A 22,480-nucleotide genomic window follows, 5' to 3' on the forward strand; every position below is an offset into this window, starting at 1 on the left:
ACCTCCGATTATTGATTGTTAATGATATACAGTGTAGAAAACGGTGGTACATTCACCGCGAGTGTATAATCAAACCCTTTATGTGGTTTCGTAACTGTATGAAGTCCACGATTCACCACTCCAGATCCGTTATACTTTTTAGCGTCAGAGTTGAGAGCAACTTTATAGCTTCCCCATTTTGAAACGCCAATTTCGTAATTCTTAATGTGGTTCCCTGAGAAGTTTGAGATAACAATGACTGAATCTCCTTTAGAATTCATTCTTGAGAAGACGAAGCAGTTATTCCAAACATCTTCCACCTCATGCCATCTAAATCCTGTCCAGCCTCCGTCAAGTTGCCACAGTTCTGAATGCTTCTTGTAGAAGGCGTTTAAATCTTTCACATAGCGATGAGTCGCATCATGAATAGGATATTTGAGTAAGAACCAATCCAATTCACGCTCTTCATTCCACTCAATCATTTGTGGAATTTCATTTCCCATGAAGTTTAATTTCTTACCAGGGTGAGCCATCATATAACCCATGAAAGCTCGATAATTAGAAAACTTATCTTCATAAGAAACAGACGCTTTATCTAGTAACGATTTCTTTCCGTGAACGACTTCATCATGAGAAATCGGTAAAATATAGTTTTCCGAGAAGGCGTACATCATCGAGAACGTAAATTGATTATGGATGCCACCTCTAAATAGAGGATCTTTCTCTAAGTAATCTAGAGAGTCATTCATCCAACCCATATTCCATTTGAAGTGGAATCCAAGTCCTCCTTCTTCTACTGGTTTGGTAACCCCAGCGAAAGCAGTAGACTCTTCAGCAATCATCATGACACCTGGATATTCATTACGTACATAATCATTCAGAGATTGAATAAATCGAATCGCTTCTAGATTTTCAAATCCTCCGTAAATATTACGAGCTGATTCATCTTCACTTCTGCAATAGTTATAGAACAACATTGAACTTACAGCATCCACGCGAAGTCCATCGATGTGGAATTTTTCAAGCCAAAATACTGCACTTGAATACAAGAATGAAACCACTTCTGTCTTGCCGTAATCAAATGCTCTCGTTCCCCATCCTTTATGTTCTTGGATACGAGGGTCACCGTATTCATAGCAAGGTGTTCCATCAAATTCATATAACCCAAAAGCGTCTTTTGTAAAATGACCAGGTACCCAGTCTAAGATAATTCCGATACCTGCCCTGTGACATTCATCCACAAAATACATAAAGTCTTCTGGAGTTCCAAATCTTGAAGTCGCTGCAAAGAATCCTGTCACTTGGTAGCCCCACGACTTATCATATGGGTATTCCGTAATTGGCAATAATTCAATATGCGTGTAGTTCATCTCTTTCACATAAGGAATTAATATATCTACTAATTCACGATAAGAATAGGGATCGCCATTCTCCTTCTTCTTGAAGGAACCAAGTTCAACTTCATAAATGTTTAACGGTAGTTGAAAAGGGACGGTTCTTTGTTTCATCCACTTTTCGTCAGACCATTGGAATTCAGGAAAATCGTATACTTTAGACGCTGTTTTGGGTCTTGTTTCCGCATGGCGTGCATATGGATCTGCTTTCCATAACCAATCTCCATGATGCGGAACAATCACATATTTATAAGCATCGTACTCTTTTACATTTGGAATTGTGATTTCATAAATCCCATTTTGATTAATACGCTCCATCTTATAATCGGTTGGTCTCCATTCACAGAAATCCCCCGTTACATAGACTTCTTTTGCGTTTGGAGCCCATACGCGGAATGTACATTCGTTGTCACCTAAGAAGCTACCAAGGAAATCATAACTATGGAAATTCCTTCCTTCATGAAATAAATATTCTGCTAGTTGTTGCACTAAGCCATCACTCCTTTACGCATTCGCTCACAAAAATAAAATAAGCGTTTTCATAGTTGGGATAAAAAATTAGAGAAGGTTGATATTGATACATTTCTCTTGTTTAAATTATAACATATTTCTTAAATTTTCACAGTGGGTTTCATGAATTTTCTTAAAAATTTTTGTTTAATTCTCTGTACTTTTCATGAAACCCGTTTTGGTATCACTTTTCACTACTTTATATTACAATGAACATAGATTGACAAAAAAAGGGGCCTATTATGATTTTCTATCACTCACTAAAAAATAAGTATCCTTCAGGAGCAGTAACGGATAACCAAACTATTTTTATACAAGTTAAAGTTACGAAAGAGACTCACCTCTCTTCTATCCAATTAGTACTTAAAGAAGATTTAACGCAAACAACAAGCATCTATCATCCAAGTCGTTCTACGATTGAAGCAGATGCGACTTTATTCTCATTTGAAATTTCACCGTTACATTCAGGACTATATTTCTACTATTTTGAAGTTCGTTCTGAAATCGGTACTTACTTCCTTAGCAACCATGAATTCCATGCAGTTCCTGTTCTAAACTATCATGAGATTAATAGCTGGCAATTAACGGTTTATGAAGAACAATTCACGACTCCTGAATGGTTTAAGGGTGGAATTATGTATCAAATCTTCCCAGACCGTTTTAAGAGAAGCGAGAAATATAAAGCGAAAAAAACAGCCAATGAAGAGATTCGTTACCGTCATGATGAGTGGGACGAATTGCCTCAATCAAGTATCACACATGAAAATTACAAAGCCCAGGATTTCTATCTTGGGAATTTAAAGGGAATCGAAGAAGAACTCGAACACTTCAAAGTCTTAAATGTAAACTGTATTTATTTAAATCCAATTATGGAAAGTCCAGATAACCACCGCTACTCCACTGCGGATTATTTCAATGTGGATCCATATTTAGGAACGAATGAAGACTTTAAAAAACTATGTGCGAAATTCAGAAAAAATGGAATCGAAATTATTCTAGACGGTGTATTTAGTCACACTGGTGATGACAGTATTTATTTCAACAAACAAGGTCATTACGATAGCGTAGGTGCCTATAACTCAACAGAGTCGCCATACTACCCATGGTTTAGCTTTATGGAGTTTCCAGATACGTACCACTCTTGGTGGGGCTTTACAAACCTTCCAACGGTGAATAAATTGGAACCTTCCTATATGAAATTTATCAACGATCCAAAAACCGGTGTCTTACCCTTCTGGCAACATCTTGGGATTGGTGGCTGGCGTTTAGACGTTGCGGATGAATTTCCTGACGAGTTCTTAGACGCATTACGAGTAACTGTTAAACAAACAGACCCAAATGCCCTCATTATTGGTGAAGTTTGGGAAGATGCGACTACGAAATTTGCTTATGACCATCGTCGCCGTTATTTCTTAGGAAAACAACTGGACAGCGTGATGAACTATCCTTGGAAAGATGCGATTATCAATTTTGTTCAAACAAAGAACTCACATGCTTTACGCTATGCCATTGAAGAAATCATTGATCATTATCCAAAACCTGCTCTAGACGTTCTAATGAACTTACTAGATAGTCACGATACGGAACGTATTATTACAAAAATTGGCTTTGGTGATACGGAAGCTGTTCCACTTCATGACCGCCCAACACTTGAATTAACTGGAACTGAACTTGAAGATGCGATTCAAAAACTAAAAATCGCAAGTTTCATTCAATTTACTCTACCAGGTGTTCCTTCGATTTATTACGGAGATGAAATTGGGATGCAAGGATTCCGCGATCCGTATAACCGTAAGACATTCAGCAAGAAAAAAATCAACGAAGAAATCTTCGAGCATTATAAAGCATTAACAGCTTTTAGAACAGAAAACAAAGAAGACTTCAAGGGAGATTTCCATGTCATTTACGAAAACAATGCATGCCTTGTGTACCAACGTGGCTCTCTCCTTTGTGCCGTGAATATGAATGAACATACGGAATACATTGAAGGTCTTCATGGAAAACAAATTTTTGCAAGTCACCAAATAAGAAACCATCCAAATGGACTTCTTGTTCCTGCATTTGGCTTTGCAGCATATGAAATTTAATCCACAAAAAAAAGATTCTCACAGTGAGGCGTGCCCCACTTGTGAGAATCTCTTTTTTTATTGGTTTAACCTTGAACAGGTTTGATGTGCCAAATGTCTTTTGCATACTCTTCTACTGAACGGTCAGCTGAGAAGATTCCAGCATTTGCGATATTCGCAAGGCTCATCTTCATCCATTTAGATGAATCGTTATATGCTTTTTCAATGCGCTCTTGTGCTTCAACATAGCTGTCAAAGTCTGCAAGACACATATAGTGATCTTGAGTTAATAAGTAATCCACGATGAAGTTGAAGTTCATACCACCAACCGTCATTGTACGGATGAAATCAAGAACGGTCTTAATCTTAGGTGAATTATTATAGTATTCCCAAGGTTTGTACCCCTTAGCATATAACGCCTCTACTTCTTCTGTTTCTAAACCGAAAATAACAATATTGTCTTCTCCAACAGCCTCGTAGATTTCAACGTTAGCTCCGTCCATTGTACCCAGAGTAATTGCTCCATTTAACATCAGCTTCATGTTACCAGTACCACTCGCCTCTTTACCTGCTTGAGAGATTTGTTCACTCACATCAGCAGCTGGCAAGATAATTTCAGCTAATGTCACTTTGTAGTCCGGAATGAATACTACTTTAATATATTCACGTACTAATTCATCACTTTCAATCATTTGAGAAATTGAGTGAATGAATTTAATAATATTTTTCGCCATTTGGTATCCTGAAGAAGCTTTCGCAGCAAAAATAAATGTACGTGGAGTTGGACGCAATCCATTGTATTTAATTTCATGATAAAGATATACAATGTGTAACGCATTTAATAATTGACGTTTGTATTCATGTAATCTCTTCACTTGTACGTCAAAGATTGAATGAGGATTTACCGAAATCGCAAGAGTTTCCTTAATGTAATCTGCTAATTGCTCTTTCTTAGTTAATTTAATCGCTTGTAAGTCTTTTAGTACTTTCTCATCATCTTTGTATGCATTCAATTTAGAAATACCAGAGAGGTCTTTAATGAAGTCATCTCCGATTAATTTTTCTAAGTACGTAGCAAGTTCTGGATTTGCTTGACCTAACCAACGGCGGTGTGCAATCCCATTTGTCACATTCCCAAATTTTCCAGGATATAATTCGTTAAATGCTTTGAAAGTATCACGAACAAGAATATCACTATGCAGTTTTGATACCCCGTTTACATAATGACTACCCACGATAGAAAGATTTGCCATCTTAATCATGTCGTCATAAATAATCGCTGTATCACGTAATGTATATTGTTTTCCTTGTTCCATTACCCATAAGCAGAAACGTCTATTAATTTCCTCAATAATTGAGTAAATACGTGGAAGAATTGGTTGGAATAAGGATACTGGCCATTTTTCCAATGCTTCTGCCATGATCGTATGGTTTGTATACGCAAATGTCTTCGTCGTGATTTCCCACGCTTTATCCCATCCGTATCCATACTCATCCACTAATAAACGCATTAACTCCGCAACGCCCATCGCAGGGTGTGTATCATTAATATGAAGCGCTACATGTTCTGAGAAGTTTTCTAATGTACCAAATTCACGGTAATGATTCTTCACTAATTGTTGTAATGAAGCGCTAATGAAGAAGTATTGTTGTTTGATACGCAACTCTTTACCTTCGTTAGTAACATCAGCTGGATATAACAACTTAGAAATAGAAGACGCAATGGCTTCTGCTTCTGATGATTTAGAATATTCACCACGTTCAAATAGTTTCATATTGAAACCAGTTTTTGCTTTTGCTTCCCACAAACGGAGTGTGTTCACTGCTGAAGCATCATAACCAGAAATTAATAAATCATATGGTTCCGCTTGAATCGAAGTATAGTTTTTGTGGTTCACTTTTAAGCCAGTATCTGTCATGACTTGCTCTAATTCTCCACCAAATCGCACTTCTACTTCTTCATCATTACGATACACTAACCCATATTTACCAAGGTCTAACCATTGATCTGGGAATTCTTGTTGCCATCCATTAGTAATGACTTGTTTAAAAATACCGTATTCGTAAAGAATTGAGAATCCTGTTACTGGATATTCATTACTTGTTAAAGCATCTAAGTAACAAGCCGCTAGACGACCTAAACCACCATTTCCTAAACCTGGATCTGGTTCCATATTATAAATTTCATCTAGTGAAAAATCATGTTCACTTAAAAAATCTTTGGCTTCTTTTTCAATTCCTAAATTGAATAAGTTATTGCGAAGTGTACGTCCTACTAGGAATTCCATTGACATATAGTACGCACGTTTTTGACGAGTTTGTTTTAATGTTTGTTCATAGCTGAATTTCTTTTCCATTAAAATATCACGAACCGATCTCATCATCGCTTCGTATACTTGTCTCTTACTTGCATTTGAGATAGTTACACCAAATTGATTCTTTAATGAAGTTTCTACACGACTTGTTAAACTTTTTTCGACCATTTAAGGCCCTCCTTCTTATTTTCATACCACTTCATGGTACAAATCTAAATATTTCTTAGCGGATTGTTCCCAGCTAACATCTTTTTGTAAATTGTTTTTGATAATTTGTTTCCATTCATCAGGTGATTGGTAGAAGCATGTTACAGCACGGTAAATGGCATCCATCATATCGCCAGCTTGGAAACTTTCAAATGTAAATCCATTTCCTTCAACGCCTGTAAATGGAATAACTGTATCGCGCAGACCACCAACACGGTGAACCACAGGAACTGTTCCATAACGCATTGAGATGAGTTGTGACAATCCACAAGGCTCTGTCTTAGATGGCATAAGGAATAAATCACTTGCTGCATAAATTTTAGCAGACATCTCATTAGAGAATAGTAAAATGCTTCGTACACGATCATGTCTATAATGTTCTAATGAACGAAGTGCGCTCTCATAATGAGCATCTCCAGTCCCTAGAATGACTAATTGTGCACCCGTTCTGAGAATATCTTCGCTTGCTTGTAAAATTAAATCAATTCCCTTTTGATGAGTAAGTCGTGTCACCATTCCGATTAATGGAATATCAGCATTCACTTCTAAGTCCATCTCTTTTTGGAACGCTAATTTATTTTGAACTTTATCTTCGAATGTCTTTAGATCGTAGTTCATTGGAATCATAGGATCTGTTTTTGGATTAAATTTATCCACATCAATTCCGTTTAAGATTCCTCTTAATTTTCCTTGCTCAACATTTAAAATCTTATCAAGTCCATATGAAAAATAAGGGTCCAAGATTTCACGCGCATATGTTTCACTGACTGTATTGACGCGGTCCGCTAATTGAATCGCACCTTTTAGCAAGTTTAAGTCTCCGTTATAAATCAGCGCATCAAAGTACTTATTCTCTAAACCAAATAGATTTCCCATTTCATAAGGATTGAATTTACCTTGGAATTCAATATTATGAATTGAAAGAACACTCTTCATATCTTTATAAAATTCTGCTTCACGACTCTTTAATACATCTAAATAAATAACAGACAGTGCTGTATGCCAGTCATTCACATTCACAACATCCGGCTTGAAATCTAGTGCTGGTAAAATTTCAAGTGCTGCTTTTGAGAAGAAAGCAAAACGTTCACCATCATCAATTTGTCCATAAATACTATCCCGATTGAAATATTGCTCATTATCGACAAAATAACAAGGAACTCCGTCCACTTCTGTCTCGAAAATTCCACAATAAGAATGTCTCCATCCTAAATCCACAAATTGATATGCTTTGTATTTTAGACCAAAACGTTCGCGGTCAATACTAGAATACAAAGGTAAAATAACACGTGCATCTACGCCTAATTCACGAAGGGATTTTGGAAGAGAACCAATAACGTCTCCTAACCCTCCTACTTTAACAAAGGGAGCTGCTTCAGCTGCAATAAAACAAACTTTCATACACTTTCTCCTTTAACTTGTGATATGTTAATTATACCTGGAAATCATGAAAAGAACTAGACTTCTTATATAATAAATTAAATAATGTAAAACTATAGAAAAAACCTAGGACAAATGTCCTAGGTTCAATGAGCAATTAAATTTCTGGATAGATATCTTCCACAGATTTTTCTGGGTCAATCACGATGAATAAGTTACCGTGAGAACCAATTGCTGAACTTTGGTATTTGTTGTCATTTCCATCTTCATCTACTGGGCTGTATGGGAAATAAACACGATCTTTCTCAACAATTACATCTGATTTTGGATGATTTCCATCAACATATAAAATATCCATTAATTCGATATCGCTGTATTTTTTAACGCGTTCGAACATTCCTAATTCTAAACCACCTAAGTTAATGTCTTCTGACATAACGTGGTCTGCTTCAGGTAAGATCTCGATACGTAATGATTCACATGGGTGAATTTCTTGGAATTCTCCACCGTTAATACGACCAAATGATGTAGTAACTTTTTTAATCCATAAGTCACCAATCAAACGACGATTAATCGTCCATGTTTCTCCATTTCTAAATACAAATCGTAAACCTGACATAACCTTTTTCATATAGGGTCACTCCTTAAAATAAATTATTGCTTACAAAATGATAATACCATTGAAACGCCTTTCATTCAAGAATTATATTTAATAAAACGGCTTTCAATAAATTGTTTTTCATTTCAATGAAACTTTATTTACTTTCATTGAAATTGTTTCTAATCCATGAAACTATCTCTGTATTTTCATTGGCTAATCTACCAGATAAAATCTCTGTTTGAAGGGCTTGTAAGACTTCACCAATAATAGGGCCCATCTTCTCTAAGCCAAGCGCTTCTTTAACTCCAAACCCATCAATTTGAATGTCTTTCATCGAACGAATCGGTAATTGTTGATACACAGCCTTCAGCTTTTCTAGTTCCTCTGCTCGACCAATTCCTGGCAACAACTGCTCTACTTCAACAGCTAAGTCTTCTGGGCACTCATAAGCAAGAAATGCATCCCATTCTTTTTCAAGACGAGCGAGCAATGTTTGATAACCTGTTAATACAGTAGAGATTTGGTCATTCGATGATTTCCAGTTTTTCAATACTTTTCTTAACTGAGGAATACTTAATCGTTCATAGTAAGCAAATAAAATCCAAGCTTGAGTAATCGTAAGTTTGTCTAACGGGAACTCACCCACTTTTAAGAGCGTTTCTTTAGCCTCTTTAAAATCTGGACAAGCTTGATATAACTCACTTTCCACAAAGGCTTTAAAGGCAAGGGTGCGTTGTGGACTCAGTATCATTTTCTCAAACTCAACTTTCATACGTTCCACAGCAACTCGCTCGAGATTGGCTTTTAAAGTACGAACCGCATTGAATGTTTCAGATTCAATCGAAAAACCTAACTGCCCAGCAAAGCGGACCGCACGCATCATACGCAAGGCATCTTCATTAAAGCGCTCCATAGGATTTCCAACACAGCGGATGATACCATGGTCTAAATCTTCAATCCCATTAAAATAATCAACAATTTCTTCTCTGTCGTTAACAGCAAGAGCATTAATTGTAAAATCCCTGCGCATCAAGTCTTCTTCCAGGCTTCTGACAAAGGTCACAGAATCTGGATGTCTAAAATCTTGATACGTCCCTTCCGTACGAAATGTTGTCACCTCATAGCTATCATGATGATGAAGTACAAGAACGGTACCGTGTTCGATTCCCACATCTACTGTATGAGAAAAGAGACTTTTCACTTCTTCAGGAGTTGCACTCGTTGCAATATCCACATCCGAAATTTCTTTTCCAAGAACTAAGTCGCGAACTGACCCACCCACAAAAACGGCTTCGTGTCCGGCTTCTTTTAACGTTTGAAGAACAGGGAGTGCACTAACGAAGAGCGGTACCGATTGTATATCAACTTTTCGTTTAAAATCACTCATCTTCTAACTCCTTTAATCGATTCGTTAGTTCCATAAAACGCTGAGAGTCCATTGATTCAAGAGCGTCATTGATTTCTGATTTTAATTGAGAAATCAGCACTTCTTTTTGAATACTATCTAATTCCTCATCGACTACTTCCATCTCTTCTACTTCAGAGAAATAGTAAGGATTTTTTTCCAATACCGCAAAACTAACCATGCTCTTATATGCATTTGGAAAATCTAATTCCACATAGCAATTTTCTTTCCAATGAAGTCGCATATCGTGAAACGCCACTTCTGGATTATCGAATTTTGTTCCTTCTTTATAGAATAGAAAAGATTCTTGAGCGGGTTTAATCGTTGAAAATAACATTCCTTTTGGAGTAGCTTCTACATGCTCCACAAAATGAATTTGTTTCAACAATAACTCATGGTTTAACAAGTAGTTCAGAATCCATAATGACTCTCTTCTTTTCAAAGAATGATTTGAAATGAACCACGAAATAAATTTCTTTTTCGTTTCTAAACTTGGGTTAAACAAAGTATCCCTCCTACTCTTCAAAAATAAATGTATAACGGATAAATTCAGGATTAAACGGATCTACCTTCAATGCTTCTTGTAAGGCTGGTACAGCTAAATCTTTACGTCCCTCTTCAATCATAAAGCGAATATAATCTTCTAAAAATTCAACAGAACTTTCCCCTGCTTCATAGGCTTTTTGATAGTATGTAAAGGCCTCGTTGTACTCTTCCATTGCTTCATAAGTTTTCGCAAATAGATAAAGAATCACTGCATCTTCTTTTGTTTCTAAGGTTTCAAGGAATGCAATACTTTCCTCATATTCTTCCTCATCGTTTAAAGCCTCAACATAACTTGTCACATTAAGTAAAGAATCGCTGTTAATATCAACCGCTTCTTTTAATTCTTGTAATCCAACTTTTGGATTTCTTGTTGCGATTTCAATTTGTCCAAGAATACGATGTGCTTCATCATTCAATTCATCAAAATCAATCCATTTCTTTGCATAATCTTTTGCTTCTTCGTCACGTTTCAAGATTAAAAGACATTGAATCACATTCAGTGTCACTTCACTATTTTCTTGTTCACGTTCTAGAAGTTCCATGTAATACTCGAGAGCTTTCTCATAGTTACCCTCAATAGACTCATATGAGGCCATCTGGAACAATAAATCACTTGAGAGGCCATCGATGCTTTCTTCGCCAATAAATTGCTCTAATGGCTCTTTATCACCCATTCTTAAAGTGGCTTCAACGTACAATTCTTGTGCACGTTCTTCTTCACCAGTCTCCTCTGGATTTTGTTTTAAGAAACGCTCCAAGAAAAATGCGCTACGTTCGAAACTTCCCGCTTCAAATAATAAGGTTCCAAGGTAAAAATCAATAATCGCTTCATCTGGATCTAAGTCTTTTGCTTTTAAGAGTTTCTTCTCTGCTAAATCAAAGTCTCCCTCTTCACGGTAAGCTTCTGATTGCACTACTAACACACTTGGGTAGTCAGGGTCTGTTTCAGGAATATCATACAGAATCGATAACGCTTGATCTGTTTCTCCTTCAGCTACTAAGATTTCGGCTAATAAAATCGTCCAAATCGCTTCATCTGGTTCCACTTCAGTGAGTCGTAACAGAGCACGCTTTGCTTCTTCGTAGAATCCAATTGATACAGAATAAGTGGCTAAATCTGCCATCTCTTGAAGGTCTGTTTCTGGGTTGAAATTGTCAAAAAAGTGGTGATAGTGTTCATAGACTTTATCAATATCTTGTTCTTGTAAGGCTTGTTCAATCGCTTCGATTACTTGTGTCATAATGTCTCCTTTAGCAGATAAACTGCATTTAAATATGTATACTATTGAAGTTTTACACCAAAAAAAGAAGGTGTTATATAGAGTTAACTCTAATATAACACCAATTAAAACTTCATGCTATGAAAAATAATTCATTGGAATTATTTTTTAACTGCATCTTTAAGAGCTTTACCAGCTTTGAATGCTGGAACTTTAGAAGCTTTGATTTTGATTTCTTTACCTGTTTGAGGGTTACGTCCTTTACGAGCAGCGCGTTCGCGAACTTCGAAGTTACCAAATCCGATAACTTGAACTTTTTCACCTGCTTTTAAAGCTTCTTGAATTGTTTCGAATAACGCTTCAACTGTTGCTGAAACATCTTTCTTTGTTAATTGCGTTTTTTTAGCAACGCGATCTACTAATTCTGCTTTGTTAGCCATTTTAGTTTCACCTCCGTCAAATAAGAATTTCTATCAGAGTTCGTTGAGTGGTCCAACTTATCTGGAAATCGAAAATTAGTTTTGATTTCCTCTAGATTATACCATTCAACCTCTATAGTTTCAATGTTTTATATCTTGTTTTATAAGGGTTATATGAATTTTTTTACTTTCTTTGGCGCGTAATCATATGAATTGGTGTTCCCTCGAAGCCAAATGCTGAGCGAATTCGGTTTTCTAAGAAACGTTCATATGAGAAATGCATCAATTCAACGTCATTTACAAATGTGACAAATGTTGGTGGTTGAATCGCTACTTGCGTCATATAGTAAATCTTCAAGCGATTCCCTTTATCCGTTGGTGTTGGGTTCATCGCAATAGCATCCATCAATACATCATTCAATACAGAAGATGAAATACGACGTGAACGAACTTCATGAATCTCTTTTAAGATTGGTGGAATTTTTGTAAGACGTTGTTTTGTCTTCGCAGATACAAAAATAATTGGAGCATAAGATAAGTATAAGAATTCTTGACGAATCTTATCTTCAAATTCTTTATAAGTCGAATTATCTTTTTCAAGCGTATCCCATTTATTCACTAAAATAACGACACCCTTACCTGCTTCATGAGCATATCCCGCAATCTTCTTATCTTGTTCTTGAATTCCCTCTTCGGCATTCAAGACCACACAAACAATGTCGCTTCGCTCAATCGCTCTTAAGGCACGTAAGACACTATATTTTTCAGTTGATTCAAAGACACGGCCTTTCTTACGAATACCGGCAGTATCAATCATCTTGAAGATAGTACCTTCTTCGTCTTCAAATGTCGTATCGATGGCATCACGAGTCGTTCCAGCAACATTAGATACAATGACACGCTCTTCTCCAAGCATTGCATTTACTAAGCTTGATTTTCCTACGTTTGGACGACCAATAAAACTAAACTTAATCACATCTTTATCATCTTCGTCATCATTCTCTTCCGGGAAGGCTTTTACTGCTGCATCTAATAAATCTCCAAGCCCTAATCCATGACTTCCAGAAATTGGGAATGGCTCACCGAATCCTAATGAGTAGAAATCAAAAATCTCTGAACGTAATTCAGGATTGTCGACTTTGTTAACAGCAAGTAAAACTGGCTTATTTGTACGATAGAGTAATTTTGCAATGTGTTCATCAGTCGTTGTTACGCCCTCTTTTACACTTGTTAGAAAGATAATGACATCAGCTTCTTCCATCGCAATTTCTGCTTGCATACGGATGTTTGACATAAACGGTTCATCCGTAATATCAATTCCACCTGTATCAATAATATTAAAGGAGTGACCTAACCACTCACCTTCAGAATAGATACGGTCACGAGTGACTCCGGCAATATCTTCTACGATAGAGATACGTTCTCCGACAATACGGTTAAAAATTGTAGATTTTCCGACATTTGGTCTTCCTACAACGGCAATAACTGGTGTTGACATACTATTCCTCCTTTTCTCTAATTCTATCATAAAAATAGTCTGGAACCAGTCCAGACTATTTCCACTTAACTTTTATTTGAATGTTATTCTTCAACTTTAAGTTCAGAAAGTTGATCACCTAAACGATCAGCTAAAGAGAATGAAACATCTTCTTCAGGTAATTCGTAAGTTTCTTCAACCACTTCTTCAACTTCTTCTTTTTCAGGTTTTGGAGGTTCTTGTAAAGCTTTAATACTTAAAGAAATACGTTGTTGTTCTGGATGAACTTCAAGAACTTTCACTTGAACTTCTTGACCTTCTTTAAGAACTTCGTGTGGTGTTGCAATATGTTGGTGAGCAATTTGTGAGATGTGAACTAATCCTTCTACTCCAGGGAATAATTCAACAAATGCTCCAAATGTAGTTAGACGTTTTACTAAACCATCTAATACTGAACCAACTGCTGCACGTTCTTCAATGTTATCCCATGGTCCTGCTAATGTATCTTTGATTGATAATGATACACGTCCGTTTTCTGGATCCACAGAGATTACTTTAGCTTGAACTTCTTCGCCAACTTTTAATTTGTCGCTTGCTTTCGCAACGTGCTCGTGAGAGATTTGTGAGATGTGAACTAATCCATCCACACCACCTAAGTCGATAAACGCACCGAAGTTTGTTAATCGAGCTACTTTACCAGTCACTACAGAACCTTCTTGAATTGCTTCAAATACAGCTGCACGCTTAGCTGCTTTTTCAGCTGCAACTAAGTTTTTACGTGATAAGATTAAACGATTTTCGCTTGGTTCGATTTCAACGATTTCAAAAGCTAATGTTTGGCCTTTGAATTGAGCTAAGTTATCAACATAGTGGTCTGATACCATTGAAGCTGGCACGAAAGCACGAACTCCTGCATCCACTACTAAACCACCTTTAACTGCATCCACTACTGGAGCTTCAATGATTTCTTTGTTATCAAATTTAACTTGAATTTCTTCCCAAACTTTACGTGCATCTACACGTTTTTTAGAAAGTAAGAAACTTCCATTTTCTTTATCTTTGATTTGTTTGATGACTACTAAATCAACAACATCCCCAACAGCTAAAACGTCTTCTACACGTTCAACTGGTGATGTAGATAATTCATTGAAAGGAATAACTCCTTCAACTCCTCCACCGATAATTCCGACGATGGCTTGTTTATCTTGTAGAGTTAATACTTCACCTTGTACTAAATCTCCGATTTGAATATCTTTAACGATATCGAGCGCATCTTGCATTGTTTGTAATTCTGACATGTGACTTCCTCCTAAGCGCGACAATTCATGCGAACATAAAGTTTGATTTTTGTGTAAAATAAAACTTTTTATCCACTTACAATCATACCACTAAATGAAAACGAATTCTAGTGTTTTTGTGTAAAATCTGGTTAATTCGTTAACTTTTCTTGGATAAGATTCGTAATTTTAGAAACGACTTCTTGAATTGATAGGCTTGTTGTATCGATTTCAATTGCATCATCCGCTTTTTTCAATGGTGACTCTTTACGAGTACTATCTAAAAAGTCCCGATGAGCGATTTCTTCTTCTAATTTTTCAAGGGATAACTCGATTCCCTTCTCTTGGTTTTCTCTATAACGGCGAAGCGCACGCTCTTTCACAGAAGCCACTAAGAAAATCTTTAATTCAGCATCAGGAAGTACCACTGTTCCGATATCTCTACCATCCATAATAATCGAATGATTTTCAGCAATCTCACGTTGCATTTGAACAAGCTTTACTCGAACTGCTTTAATCGCTGAAACTTCAGATACATTTCTGGTCACTTCCAGATTACGGATTTCACGAGTAACATCTTCTCCATTTAAGAAGACGAGTTGACCATCTTCGGTATTTTTAAAACTGATTTCTAAATGATCTAATAATTCTTCAATCGCCTTTTCATCATCAACAGAAATATGATCTCTTAAAAATGCTAAAGTAGTTGCACGATACATTGCACCCGTATCTAAATAAAGAAAATTGGTTTCTTTAGCAATTAATTTCGAAATTGTACTTTTACCAGATGAAGCTGGTCCATCAATTGCAACTTGCATACTCTCTCTCCTTCTCAAAAAGAAAGCCTGAAACGTCTTGCGTCTCAGACTTCTTGTATTTTAGTCGTATTATTATTGTGCTACTTTTAATGTAGTTCCTGGAGCAATGTTATCTCCTGTAAGACCATTAATTTGTTTTAATGTTGCAACATCCATACCATGATTTACTGCGATACGGTATAAAGTATCTCCAGCCTTAACTGTGTAAGTACCGTAGTTACCGTTTTGTTGTTGCGCTTGAGTAGTTGGTGTTTGTTGCGTTTGTTCAGCTTGACGAGGAGCAGTTGTTGTAGCTTCGCGAGCTGTTGTTGTAGCCTCTTGTTTTGTTGTAGTAGCTGTTGTTTCCGGAGTTGCTGTTGTCGTTTCAACAGTCTTCGTTAACATTACATCATCAGCAGTTCTAGGTTTCACTTGATTGCTATTATTGCTAATTGAGAACCACATCATAAATAATACTGGTGCTACAATGACAATTAAGAATACAAATAATAAAACATTTGATAATGGTGCTACTGCTTTCCCACCTGAGTTTCTAGCACTACGAGAAAATTGACGGTTCTTTAAATTCTCTTCTTCGCCAAATTTTCTTTCCCATGGTTGTTCTTCTGTTTGATTTAAATCTTCATTATTATTAAAGTTATCGCTCATTCAAAAATCCTCCTAATTTGACCCAATGCTATCCTCAGTCAATTCACTACACAATATAGCATATTCTTACACTCAGGGCAAACTTTTACTTTAGTACTATTGTAGCATAATTTCTCAAAAAATCACTCTATTTAATCAGAGATTAAATAATTTCTTAAAGCTTTCTTCGAAGGTGTTTTTTCCATTTTCTTCTTCATTCCAAATTTCAGTTACATTCAGTAAAAATAAATCAAGATGCCTGCAACTACTGCACTTCCCACACGGCTCTGTTCGATTTTCTCCAAAGAACTGTGCTAAGTACTGTTCTTTACACTGACTCGTGGTCGCAAATTCTTCAATCTGTCGCAATTGCTTTAATTTACGTCCTCGTTGCATTTTTATAAATTCATTCTTTTGTTCATTATTCCAATGGAAAGCCTCTGCAATTTCTTTTATATTTTGATGCAGTTCTGTTTCTTCCACGTCCTCCACTTCATAGGACCGTTCAATTTTACGGCTCATCTGCGGAAAATCGTCCGGATGAACAAAGGCAACGCAACGACTAAACTGCAAGTCTCTTCCAGCTCGGCCAATTTGTTGTACATAATCTTCAAGCGTTTGAGGAAGTTGGTAATGAATAATCGTTCGAATATTGGACTGATTAATGCCCATTCCAAATGCACTTGTCGCTAATAAGATATTCAGTTCTCCTCTAAAGAATTTCTGCTGAATCGTTTGACGGTCGCTACTATGTCTCTTGGAATGGAAGGTATCGATTTTTGTAAATCCTTCCTCCTGAAGGGATTCTTTTAACCCTTCAATCTCTTTAATTGTTGAGGCATACACGATACAAGGATATTCCACACGCTTCAATAATTCACTAAGCATCTTGCTACGAAGTCCTTCAACCACAATGACATCAATTTCACGGTTCTTCAAGAAGGCATGTCCTTGGAAATAAGTCGTTTTGTTCTTATCTAGCCCTAAGAAAGTATAAATATCATGAATCACTTGACTCGTAGCTGTTGCCGTTAACGCTAACGTTCTTGGACTTCCTAAACTCTTTCTCATCTTACCAATAAATAGGTAATCGCTTCTAAAGTCATATCCCCACTGTGAAATACAATGCGCCTCATCGACAACGAGCAAGCCTATTTCCAGTTTTGATAATTGCTTAAAGAATCTTGGCGCTTGTAGCATCTCCGGAGAAACAAAAATAAATTGATACTCATTTAACGTACTTAAAATATAATTCTTCTCAGACTCTGACATAAGAGACGTGATGGCCACTGCTCTATGCATACCGAGCTGCTTTAAACTAGCGACTTGGTCGACCATTAAAGCAATCAACGGAGATACAATAACCACTCTACACTTTTCTTTAACGCCGATATATTGATAAATAAACGATTTTCCATTTCCTGTTGGTAAAATCGCAATCGCATCATGCCCTTCCTCAAGAGCCGTGATGACTTCCTGTTGTCCTTCTCGGAACTCATCATATCCGAATCGATTCAATATTGGATCCATGTCATTCACGCTCCTTTAAGGCCTTGATTTGATAGTATCTGAATAAGAAGAAATCCAGTTTTTTTCCTTCTGCTTCAAACTGGTCTTTAGCCTCTTTATACTTTGGATACTGCTCGTTTTCGAAAAGTTCTTTGTACGCTACGGCTGCCTTCGTTTCTTCTACACGTTTATAAAATGCATCTTTAGTAAGTAACAAATGCTTTAAAAGATGATCGTTAATCGTGCTTTCTTTGAGTTTACGTAGACGTGCAATCTCCGTTCGTTTTAATCCTTTCTCAAATAGACGAACCGTTTCTTGTACAGAACTCGTTTCATGAGAAATCCATTCAAACATTTTAGAAAACCATCCATAAGTGATTGGAGAATTTTCAGGTTCCTCAAAGACATCACTCACCCATTTCATTAAGACTAATCTTGATAGTGGCTCACAGTCTTCAACCATGGTAAATTCCCACAAGGAAATGAGCTCGTCTTCTAAAGTGGCTGTGGACTTAGCTCCATTAAAAAGGCCGACCCAATGCCCTTTAACGCAGTTATCTTGCTTATCGGTCCAGAACTTGAACTCTTCCACAACACTACTAAACCAAACTGGTGTAATGTTCTCTTTTTCTTCTTTATACCATCGCTTAAATAATTGCTGTAACCATACATTTTGAATTAAAGGACGATAGCTTGTTTCTTCATAGCGGTGGTAACTAATCCATTCGACCCAAAGTCTTATCACATCTCGTAATTGCACAAACGAATATGGATGCATCAAGTAATTGACGGGATGGCTTCCGTTTGTCACAAGCGAAAACTCCGGAATATCTTTCAGTAGCACTATGCCTGATTCATTTTCGCTAACTATTCCTTCACGGAAAAATCCATCTACTAATTGATGAAAGTACTCTTCTTTTAAATGAGGTAAACTAGCAAAAAATACTTCAGTTTTATCTTCTGTGACGCCAATTAAAGTCGACATGGTACGATTTCCTGTTAAAATACGATATAATCGATTTATCGGAACCACACCATACGACTTGATCGCATGTAATATCCAAAATTGATAAAAGGAGTACTGACTCATGGATAAAAAATCCTCTCTTTCAAAAATTTATACAAAAGTTGATTGCGAGTCTTGCATCGCATGTGGCATCTGTCAACTACGTGCTCCTGAGATTTTCGAGTACGATGCTGAAGGGATTGCCTTTGTAAAACAAGACAATAATACCGGAACAGTTCCACTACCAGAAGATACGCTAGAAAAGTTCAAAGATGCTTATACCGCCTGTCCTACTGGTGCGATTAAACGAAAAAATAGTCCATTTACTGAAGAATAAATAAACAAAACGGACTCATACAGTATGAGTCCGTTTTTCTCTTTGTATGACTCCCTAATAGAAATCTATTTTTCGTCTAAAGCGAGTTTTCTCAATTTCTGTACTTCAAATGAGCGTAATTCACGGTAGTCTCCAGGGCGTAAGTTCTCTAACGTTAAAAATCCAAACTCTTCACGTTTTAATTTCATAACAGGTAACTCCACTGCTTCAAACATACGCTTCACTTGATGGTTCCATCCTTCATGAATCGTTAAAGCCACAATTCCTGTTCCTTTATCTGTATCCACTGATAAAATTTGAGCTCTAGCATTTGACGTTTTCTTGCCATCTAAGACAATTCCACGTTCCAATTGACGCATTTGTCTAGGCGTTGGAATTCCTTTAACTTTGGCGATATATTTCTTCTCTACGTGATGCTTTGGATGCGTCATTAAGTTTGAAAATTCACCGTCATTCGTTAATAAAAGAAGTCCTGTAGTATCGTAGTCCAAACGTCCCACTGGATACACGCGTTGTTCCACATCTTTAAAATAATCCGTCACAACGGTTCTTCCTTTATCATCACTCGCACTTGAAAGCACGCCTTTTGGTTTATAAAACATGAAGTATACAGGTTCTTCTTTGTAAATCGGAATACCGTCTACCTCAATTTTATCATTGGCACCTACTTTAAAGCCGAGTTCTCTCACGACTTCACCATTGACCTTCACACGGCCTTCTTGAATAAATGCCTCACATTTTCTGCGGGATGCCACACCAGCGTGCGCCATTACTTTTTGTAATCTTTCCACAAAAAAACCTACTCTTTCTCTTCTTCTACTTCATGATGTTCTTTAGAGCGGATTTCCAACTCTTCAAATAAATCATGATTATCTCTAAATAATTGATTGGCCTCTTCAGAATCTAAATCGAATAAATCTGAAGCATCTGGCAATGCATCCAGCGATTCTAATCCAAAGTAATCCATAAAATAAGCGGTTGTCTTATAGAGTTTTGGACGACCTGGAGTCTCTAATCTTCCAGCCTCTTCAATTAAATCTCTTAGCAATAGTTTTTGAATCGAACCACTGCTTTGAACGCCACGAATGGATTCAATATCCACACGCGTTACTGGTTGTTTATAGGCAATAATTGCCAACGTTTCTAGAGAAGCTTGAGATAATTGAGAAGAATATGGAGAAACCGCATATTTTTCGATATATGATTTTAAACTAGCCTTTGTCACAAGCTTATAATGAGAAGCTGTGAGAAGAAGTTCTAAGCCACTATTTTCGTCCTCTAAGCGTTTCTTTAATTCATCTAGTAACTGACGAACTGCACTTCTTTCGAGTTCTAAAATATAGCTTGCTTCTTCTAATGTAATCCCATCATCTCCAGCAACAAATAGTAAGCCTTCTAATACTGAAATGTAATTAGTCACTCTCTTTCTCCTTTTCTTGTCTTTTCTCAATTAAAATATCCTCATATGGAGAACTTTGAATAAAACGGACACGATGTTCCCGAACGAGCTGTAACATCGCTAAAAATGTTGTTGTAATCGCATGCCTGTTGAACGCTGGGAAACATTCCTCAAACGGAACTTGTTTCTTATCTGTGTGCTCAACTTTTGAAATAATCGAATCCATTAATTCTTCAACCGTATGCGTTTCATGTTGAATATTAGCCTTCAGTGGCATCTTTGCAATATTCTTACGCGCTAATTTCTTTAAAGCATTCCATAAATCTTGAGTCGTCACTTCTCCTTCTTTTAATGGAATAATCTCCTGCATCGTAGATAAGTCACTCGCCTCTTTCCCGAAGTGTAATCCCCTTAGGAAAGAGAGCTCCTCAAGCTTTTTGGCATTTTCTTTAATTTGTTGATATTCCAATAGTTGTTGCACTAACTGATCACGAGGGTCTTCCACGATTGGCTCCCCGTCTTCATCCAACTCTTCCAGTTTTGGTTTTGGAAGAAGCATTCTTGCCTTAATCTCTAATAATGTTGACGCCATTACTAAATACTCGGCTGCCACTTCCAACTCCAAAGTTTTCATGGAATGAATGAAGTTCAAATATTGCTTCGTTAATTCATTCATCGGAATATCGTAAATATCGATTTTCATCTCGCGAATCAGATGCAAGAGGACGTCCATCGGTCCTTCGTATTCAGCTACTTTAATTGTTAAATCTTCCATGGTTCCTCACTTACACGATGTTTATTCCATTTTGCGAGAATCACACTCGTCTCAATTGTTCCACTCAATACTTTATCTTCCATCTTTGCTAAATCTTCTAACATTTGGAATGTAATATTTTCCCCACGAAACGAAGGTGACACCGATAAGTATTTAATGACAATCGTGTCTGTTGTGCTTTCTCCACCAATCAATCCAATAAAATTCTCACTGTCACTTTCTTTAAAAAGCCAGCATTTAATCGATGGATTTGTCGCGATTTCTTCAATTTCCTCTTGCAATCGTTTAAAGTCCTTGAATTCAGGGATGTAAGAAAGTAATCCCATCACAATTTTTTTATTCGTTGCTGAATAAGGTACTAACAAATTCATTCCTCCTCGAGGTTCGTCTCTTAATATAAAACAAGTACTTTACGAACCAATGATTTGAACACTTCTTTAACGCGTTGTGTTGTTTCTACCACTTCTTCGTGGTTTAAGTTTGCTTGCATTCCTGCAGCTAAGTTTGTGATACATGAAATCCCAATTACTTTGATACCAGCGTGGTTTGCTACGATAACTTCAGGAACAGTTGACATTCCTACTGCGTCCCCACCAACCGCTTGTGTGAAACGGATTTCTGCTGGTGTTTCATAAGTTGGTCCAGAGTATCCCATGTATACTCCTTCTTTAATGTTGATGTTTAATTCTTTCGCAGCTTTACGAACCACTTCTTGTCCGTATTCGTGGTACGCATGGCTCATATCAGGGAAACGAGGTCCAAAGCGGTCTTCGTTTGGCCCGATGAGTGGGTTTGTACCAGTGTAGTTAATTTGGTCTGTAATAATCATTAAGTCCCCTGGTTCAAATGTTGGGTTTGCACCACCAGCTGAGTTTGTAACGATAATTGTTTCAACATCTAATAGTTTCATTAAACGAATTGGGAACGTTACTGTTTCCATATCGTAACCTTCATAGTAATGGAAACGTCCATCCATGATTAGAACTTGTTTTCCTTCTAATTCACCGTATACAAGACGACCAGCATGACCGACTACTGTTGACACTGGGAAGTTTGGAATATCTTTATAGTCAAAGATTAATGGGTTCTTTACTTCTCCAGCAAGTTCACCAAGACCTGATCCTAAAATCATTCCGAAGTCAATGTGACCAATACCTTTTTCTTGTAAAAACGTTTTTGTTTCAACTAATTGTTCGTATTTGCTCATGTTGTT

21 protein-coding genes are annotated in these 22,480 nt (G+C 36.9%); 2 read left to right on the plus strand and 19 right to left on the minus strand.

Annotation, left to right across the window (positions count from 1 at the left end; translation table 11 throughout):
* Positions 1 to 8 precede the first annotated feature (8 nt).
* Entirely contained in the window at positions 9 to 1,862 is a 1,854-nt protein-coding gene (gene glgB / locus O3798_RS06190; RefSeq protein WP_285252103.1) for a 1,4-alpha-glucan branching protein GlgB, read from the minus strand.
* A gap of 263 nt (positions 1,863 to 2,125) precedes the next feature.
* Between glgB and O3798_RS06195 the strand changes: the two genes are divergently transcribed.
* Positions 2,126 to 3,970 carry a glycoside hydrolase family 13 protein gene (locus O3798_RS06195; RefSeq protein WP_285252104.1) on the plus strand — a complete coding sequence of 615 codons (1,845 nt, stop codon included), beginning with the start codon at positions 2,126 to 2,128 and terminating at the stop codon, positions 3,968 to 3,970.
* 65 nt (positions 3,971 to 4,035) lie between these two features.
* Here the strand turns inward: O3798_RS06195 and O3798_RS06200 are convergent, their stop codons facing one another.
* From O3798_RS06200 to O3798_RS06260, 13 genes are all read right to left on the minus strand, one after another.
* A complete protein-coding gene (locus O3798_RS06200) occupies positions 4,036 to 6,432 on the minus strand; it encodes a glycogen/starch/alpha-glucan phosphorylase (RefSeq protein ID WP_371463951.1) in 2,397 nt (798 codons plus the stop codon).
* A 21-nt stretch (positions 6,433 to 6,453) separates the two neighbouring features.
* Complete coding sequence (glgA, locus tag O3798_RS06205) at positions 6,454 to 7,872, minus strand: glycogen synthase GlgA (RefSeq protein ID WP_371463952.1); 1,419 nt, start codon at positions 7,870 to 7,872, stop codon at positions 6,454 to 6,456.
* Positions 7,873 to 8,008: 136 nt separating this feature from the next.
* The gene (locus O3798_RS06210; protein WP_371463953.1) at positions 8,009 to 8,482 is read right to left on the minus strand and encodes a hypothetical protein; all 474 of its coding nucleotides are present in this window, start codon (positions 8,480 to 8,482) and stop codon (positions 8,009 to 8,011) included.
* Positions 8,483 to 8,606: 124 nt separating this feature from the next.
* Complete coding sequence (locus O3798_RS06215; RefSeq protein WP_371463954.1) at positions 8,607 to 9,839, minus strand: CCA tRNA nucleotidyltransferase; 1,233 nt, start codon at positions 9,837 to 9,839, stop codon at positions 8,607 to 8,609.
* A complete protein-coding gene (locus tag O3798_RS06220; protein ID WP_371463955.1) occupies positions 9,832 to 10,362 on the minus strand; it encodes a YpiB family protein in 531 nt (176 codons plus the stop codon). Before O3798_RS06220 ends, O3798_RS06215 begins: the two co-directional genes overlap by 8 nt.
* Before the next feature lie 10 nt (positions 10,363 to 10,372).
* On the minus strand, positions 10,373 to 11,644 hold the full coding sequence (locus O3798_RS06225) for a tetratricopeptide repeat protein (protein ID WP_371463956.1): 1,272 nt from the start codon (positions 11,642 to 11,644) through the stop codon (positions 10,373 to 10,375).
* 140 nt (positions 11,645 to 11,784) lie between these two features.
* Positions 11,785 to 12,063: an HU family DNA-binding protein gene (locus tag O3798_RS06230; RefSeq protein ID WP_005605703.1), complete on the minus strand. Its 279-nt coding sequence runs from the start codon at positions 12,061 to 12,063 to the stop codon at positions 11,785 to 11,787.
* Positions 12,064 to 12,226: 163 nt separating this feature from the next.
* Positions 12,227 to 13,540, minus strand: coding sequence for a ribosome biogenesis GTPase Der (der, locus tag O3798_RS06235; RefSeq protein WP_371463957.1), 1,314 nt, complete (start codon positions 13,538 to 13,540; stop codon positions 12,227 to 12,229).
* Between the two features lie 83 nt (positions 13,541 to 13,623).
* Positions 13,624 to 14,817 (minus strand): 30S ribosomal protein S1, encoded by a 1,194-nt coding sequence (gene rpsA / locus O3798_RS06240; protein ID WP_371463958.1) that lies wholly within the window; start codon positions 14,815 to 14,817, stop codon positions 13,624 to 13,626.
* A gap of 131 nt (positions 14,818 to 14,948) precedes the next feature.
* Complete coding sequence (gene cmk, locus O3798_RS06245; protein ID WP_371463959.1) at positions 14,949 to 15,614, minus strand: (d)CMP kinase; 666 nt, start codon at positions 15,612 to 15,614, stop codon at positions 14,949 to 14,951.
* Positions 15,615 to 15,686: 72 nt separating this feature from the next.
* Positions 15,687 to 16,262 carry an SAG1386/EF1546 family surface-associated protein gene (locus tag O3798_RS06250; protein WP_371463960.1) on the minus strand — a complete coding sequence of 192 codons (576 nt, stop codon included), beginning with the start codon at positions 16,260 to 16,262 and terminating at the stop codon, positions 15,687 to 15,689.
* A 135-nt stretch (positions 16,263 to 16,397) separates the two neighbouring features.
* Complete coding sequence (locus tag O3798_RS06255; protein WP_371463961.1) at positions 16,398 to 17,771, minus strand: RecQ family ATP-dependent DNA helicase; 1,374 nt, start codon at positions 17,769 to 17,771, stop codon at positions 16,398 to 16,400.
* A gap of 1 nt (position 17,772) precedes the next feature.
* Entirely contained in the window at positions 17,773 to 18,840 is a 1,068-nt protein-coding gene (locus tag O3798_RS06260) for a helix-turn-helix domain-containing protein (protein ID WP_371463962.1), read from the minus strand.
* Here O3798_RS06260 and O3798_RS06265 point away from each other — a divergent pair.
* A complete protein-coding gene (locus tag O3798_RS06265) occupies positions 18,839 to 19,093 on the plus strand; it encodes a ferredoxin (RefSeq protein ID WP_371444676.1) in 255 nt (84 codons plus the stop codon). The genes O3798_RS06260 and O3798_RS06265 overlap by 2 nt on opposite strands.
* A gap of 65 nt (positions 19,094 to 19,158) precedes the next feature.
* Here O3798_RS06265 and O3798_RS06270 read toward each other — a convergent pair whose 3' ends face one another.
* The 5 genes from O3798_RS06270 to O3798_RS06290 are packed head-to-tail and all read right to left on the minus strand — an operon-like array spanning position 19,159 to position 22,474.
* The gene (locus O3798_RS06270; RefSeq protein WP_048710091.1) at positions 19,159 to 19,884 is read right to left on the minus strand and encodes a pseudouridine synthase; all 726 of its coding nucleotides are present in this window, start codon (positions 19,882 to 19,884) and stop codon (positions 19,159 to 19,161) included.
* A gap of 8 nt (positions 19,885 to 19,892) precedes the next feature.
* Positions 19,893 to 20,513 carry an SMC-Scp complex subunit ScpB gene (scpB, locus tag O3798_RS06275; RefSeq protein ID WP_005605719.1) on the minus strand — a complete coding sequence of 207 codons (621 nt, stop codon included), beginning with the start codon at positions 20,511 to 20,513 and terminating at the stop codon, positions 19,893 to 19,895.
* On the minus strand, positions 20,506 to 21,267 hold the full coding sequence (locus O3798_RS06280) for a ScpA family protein (RefSeq protein WP_371463963.1): 762 nt from the start codon (positions 21,265 to 21,267) through the stop codon (positions 20,506 to 20,508). The genes scpB and O3798_RS06280 overlap by 8 nt, the downstream gene beginning before the upstream one ends.
* Positions 21,255 to 21,632: a GNAT family N-acetyltransferase gene (locus O3798_RS06285; RefSeq protein WP_048710099.1), complete on the minus strand. Its 378-nt coding sequence runs from the start codon at positions 21,630 to 21,632 to the stop codon at positions 21,255 to 21,257. The genes O3798_RS06280 and O3798_RS06285 overlap by 13 nt, the downstream gene beginning before the upstream one ends.
* A 26-nt stretch (positions 21,633 to 21,658) precedes the next feature.
* On the minus strand, positions 21,659 to 22,474 hold the full coding sequence (locus tag O3798_RS06290; RefSeq protein WP_371463964.1) for a purine-nucleoside phosphorylase: 816 nt from the start codon (positions 22,472 to 22,474) through the stop codon (positions 21,659 to 21,661).
* Between the last annotated feature and the right edge of the window lie 6 nt (positions 22,475 to 22,480).

It is taken from the genome of Granulicatella sp. 20925_1_45, assembly GCF_041433555.1.
GTDB lineage: Bacteria > Bacillota > Bacilli > Lactobacillales > Aerococcaceae > Granulicatella.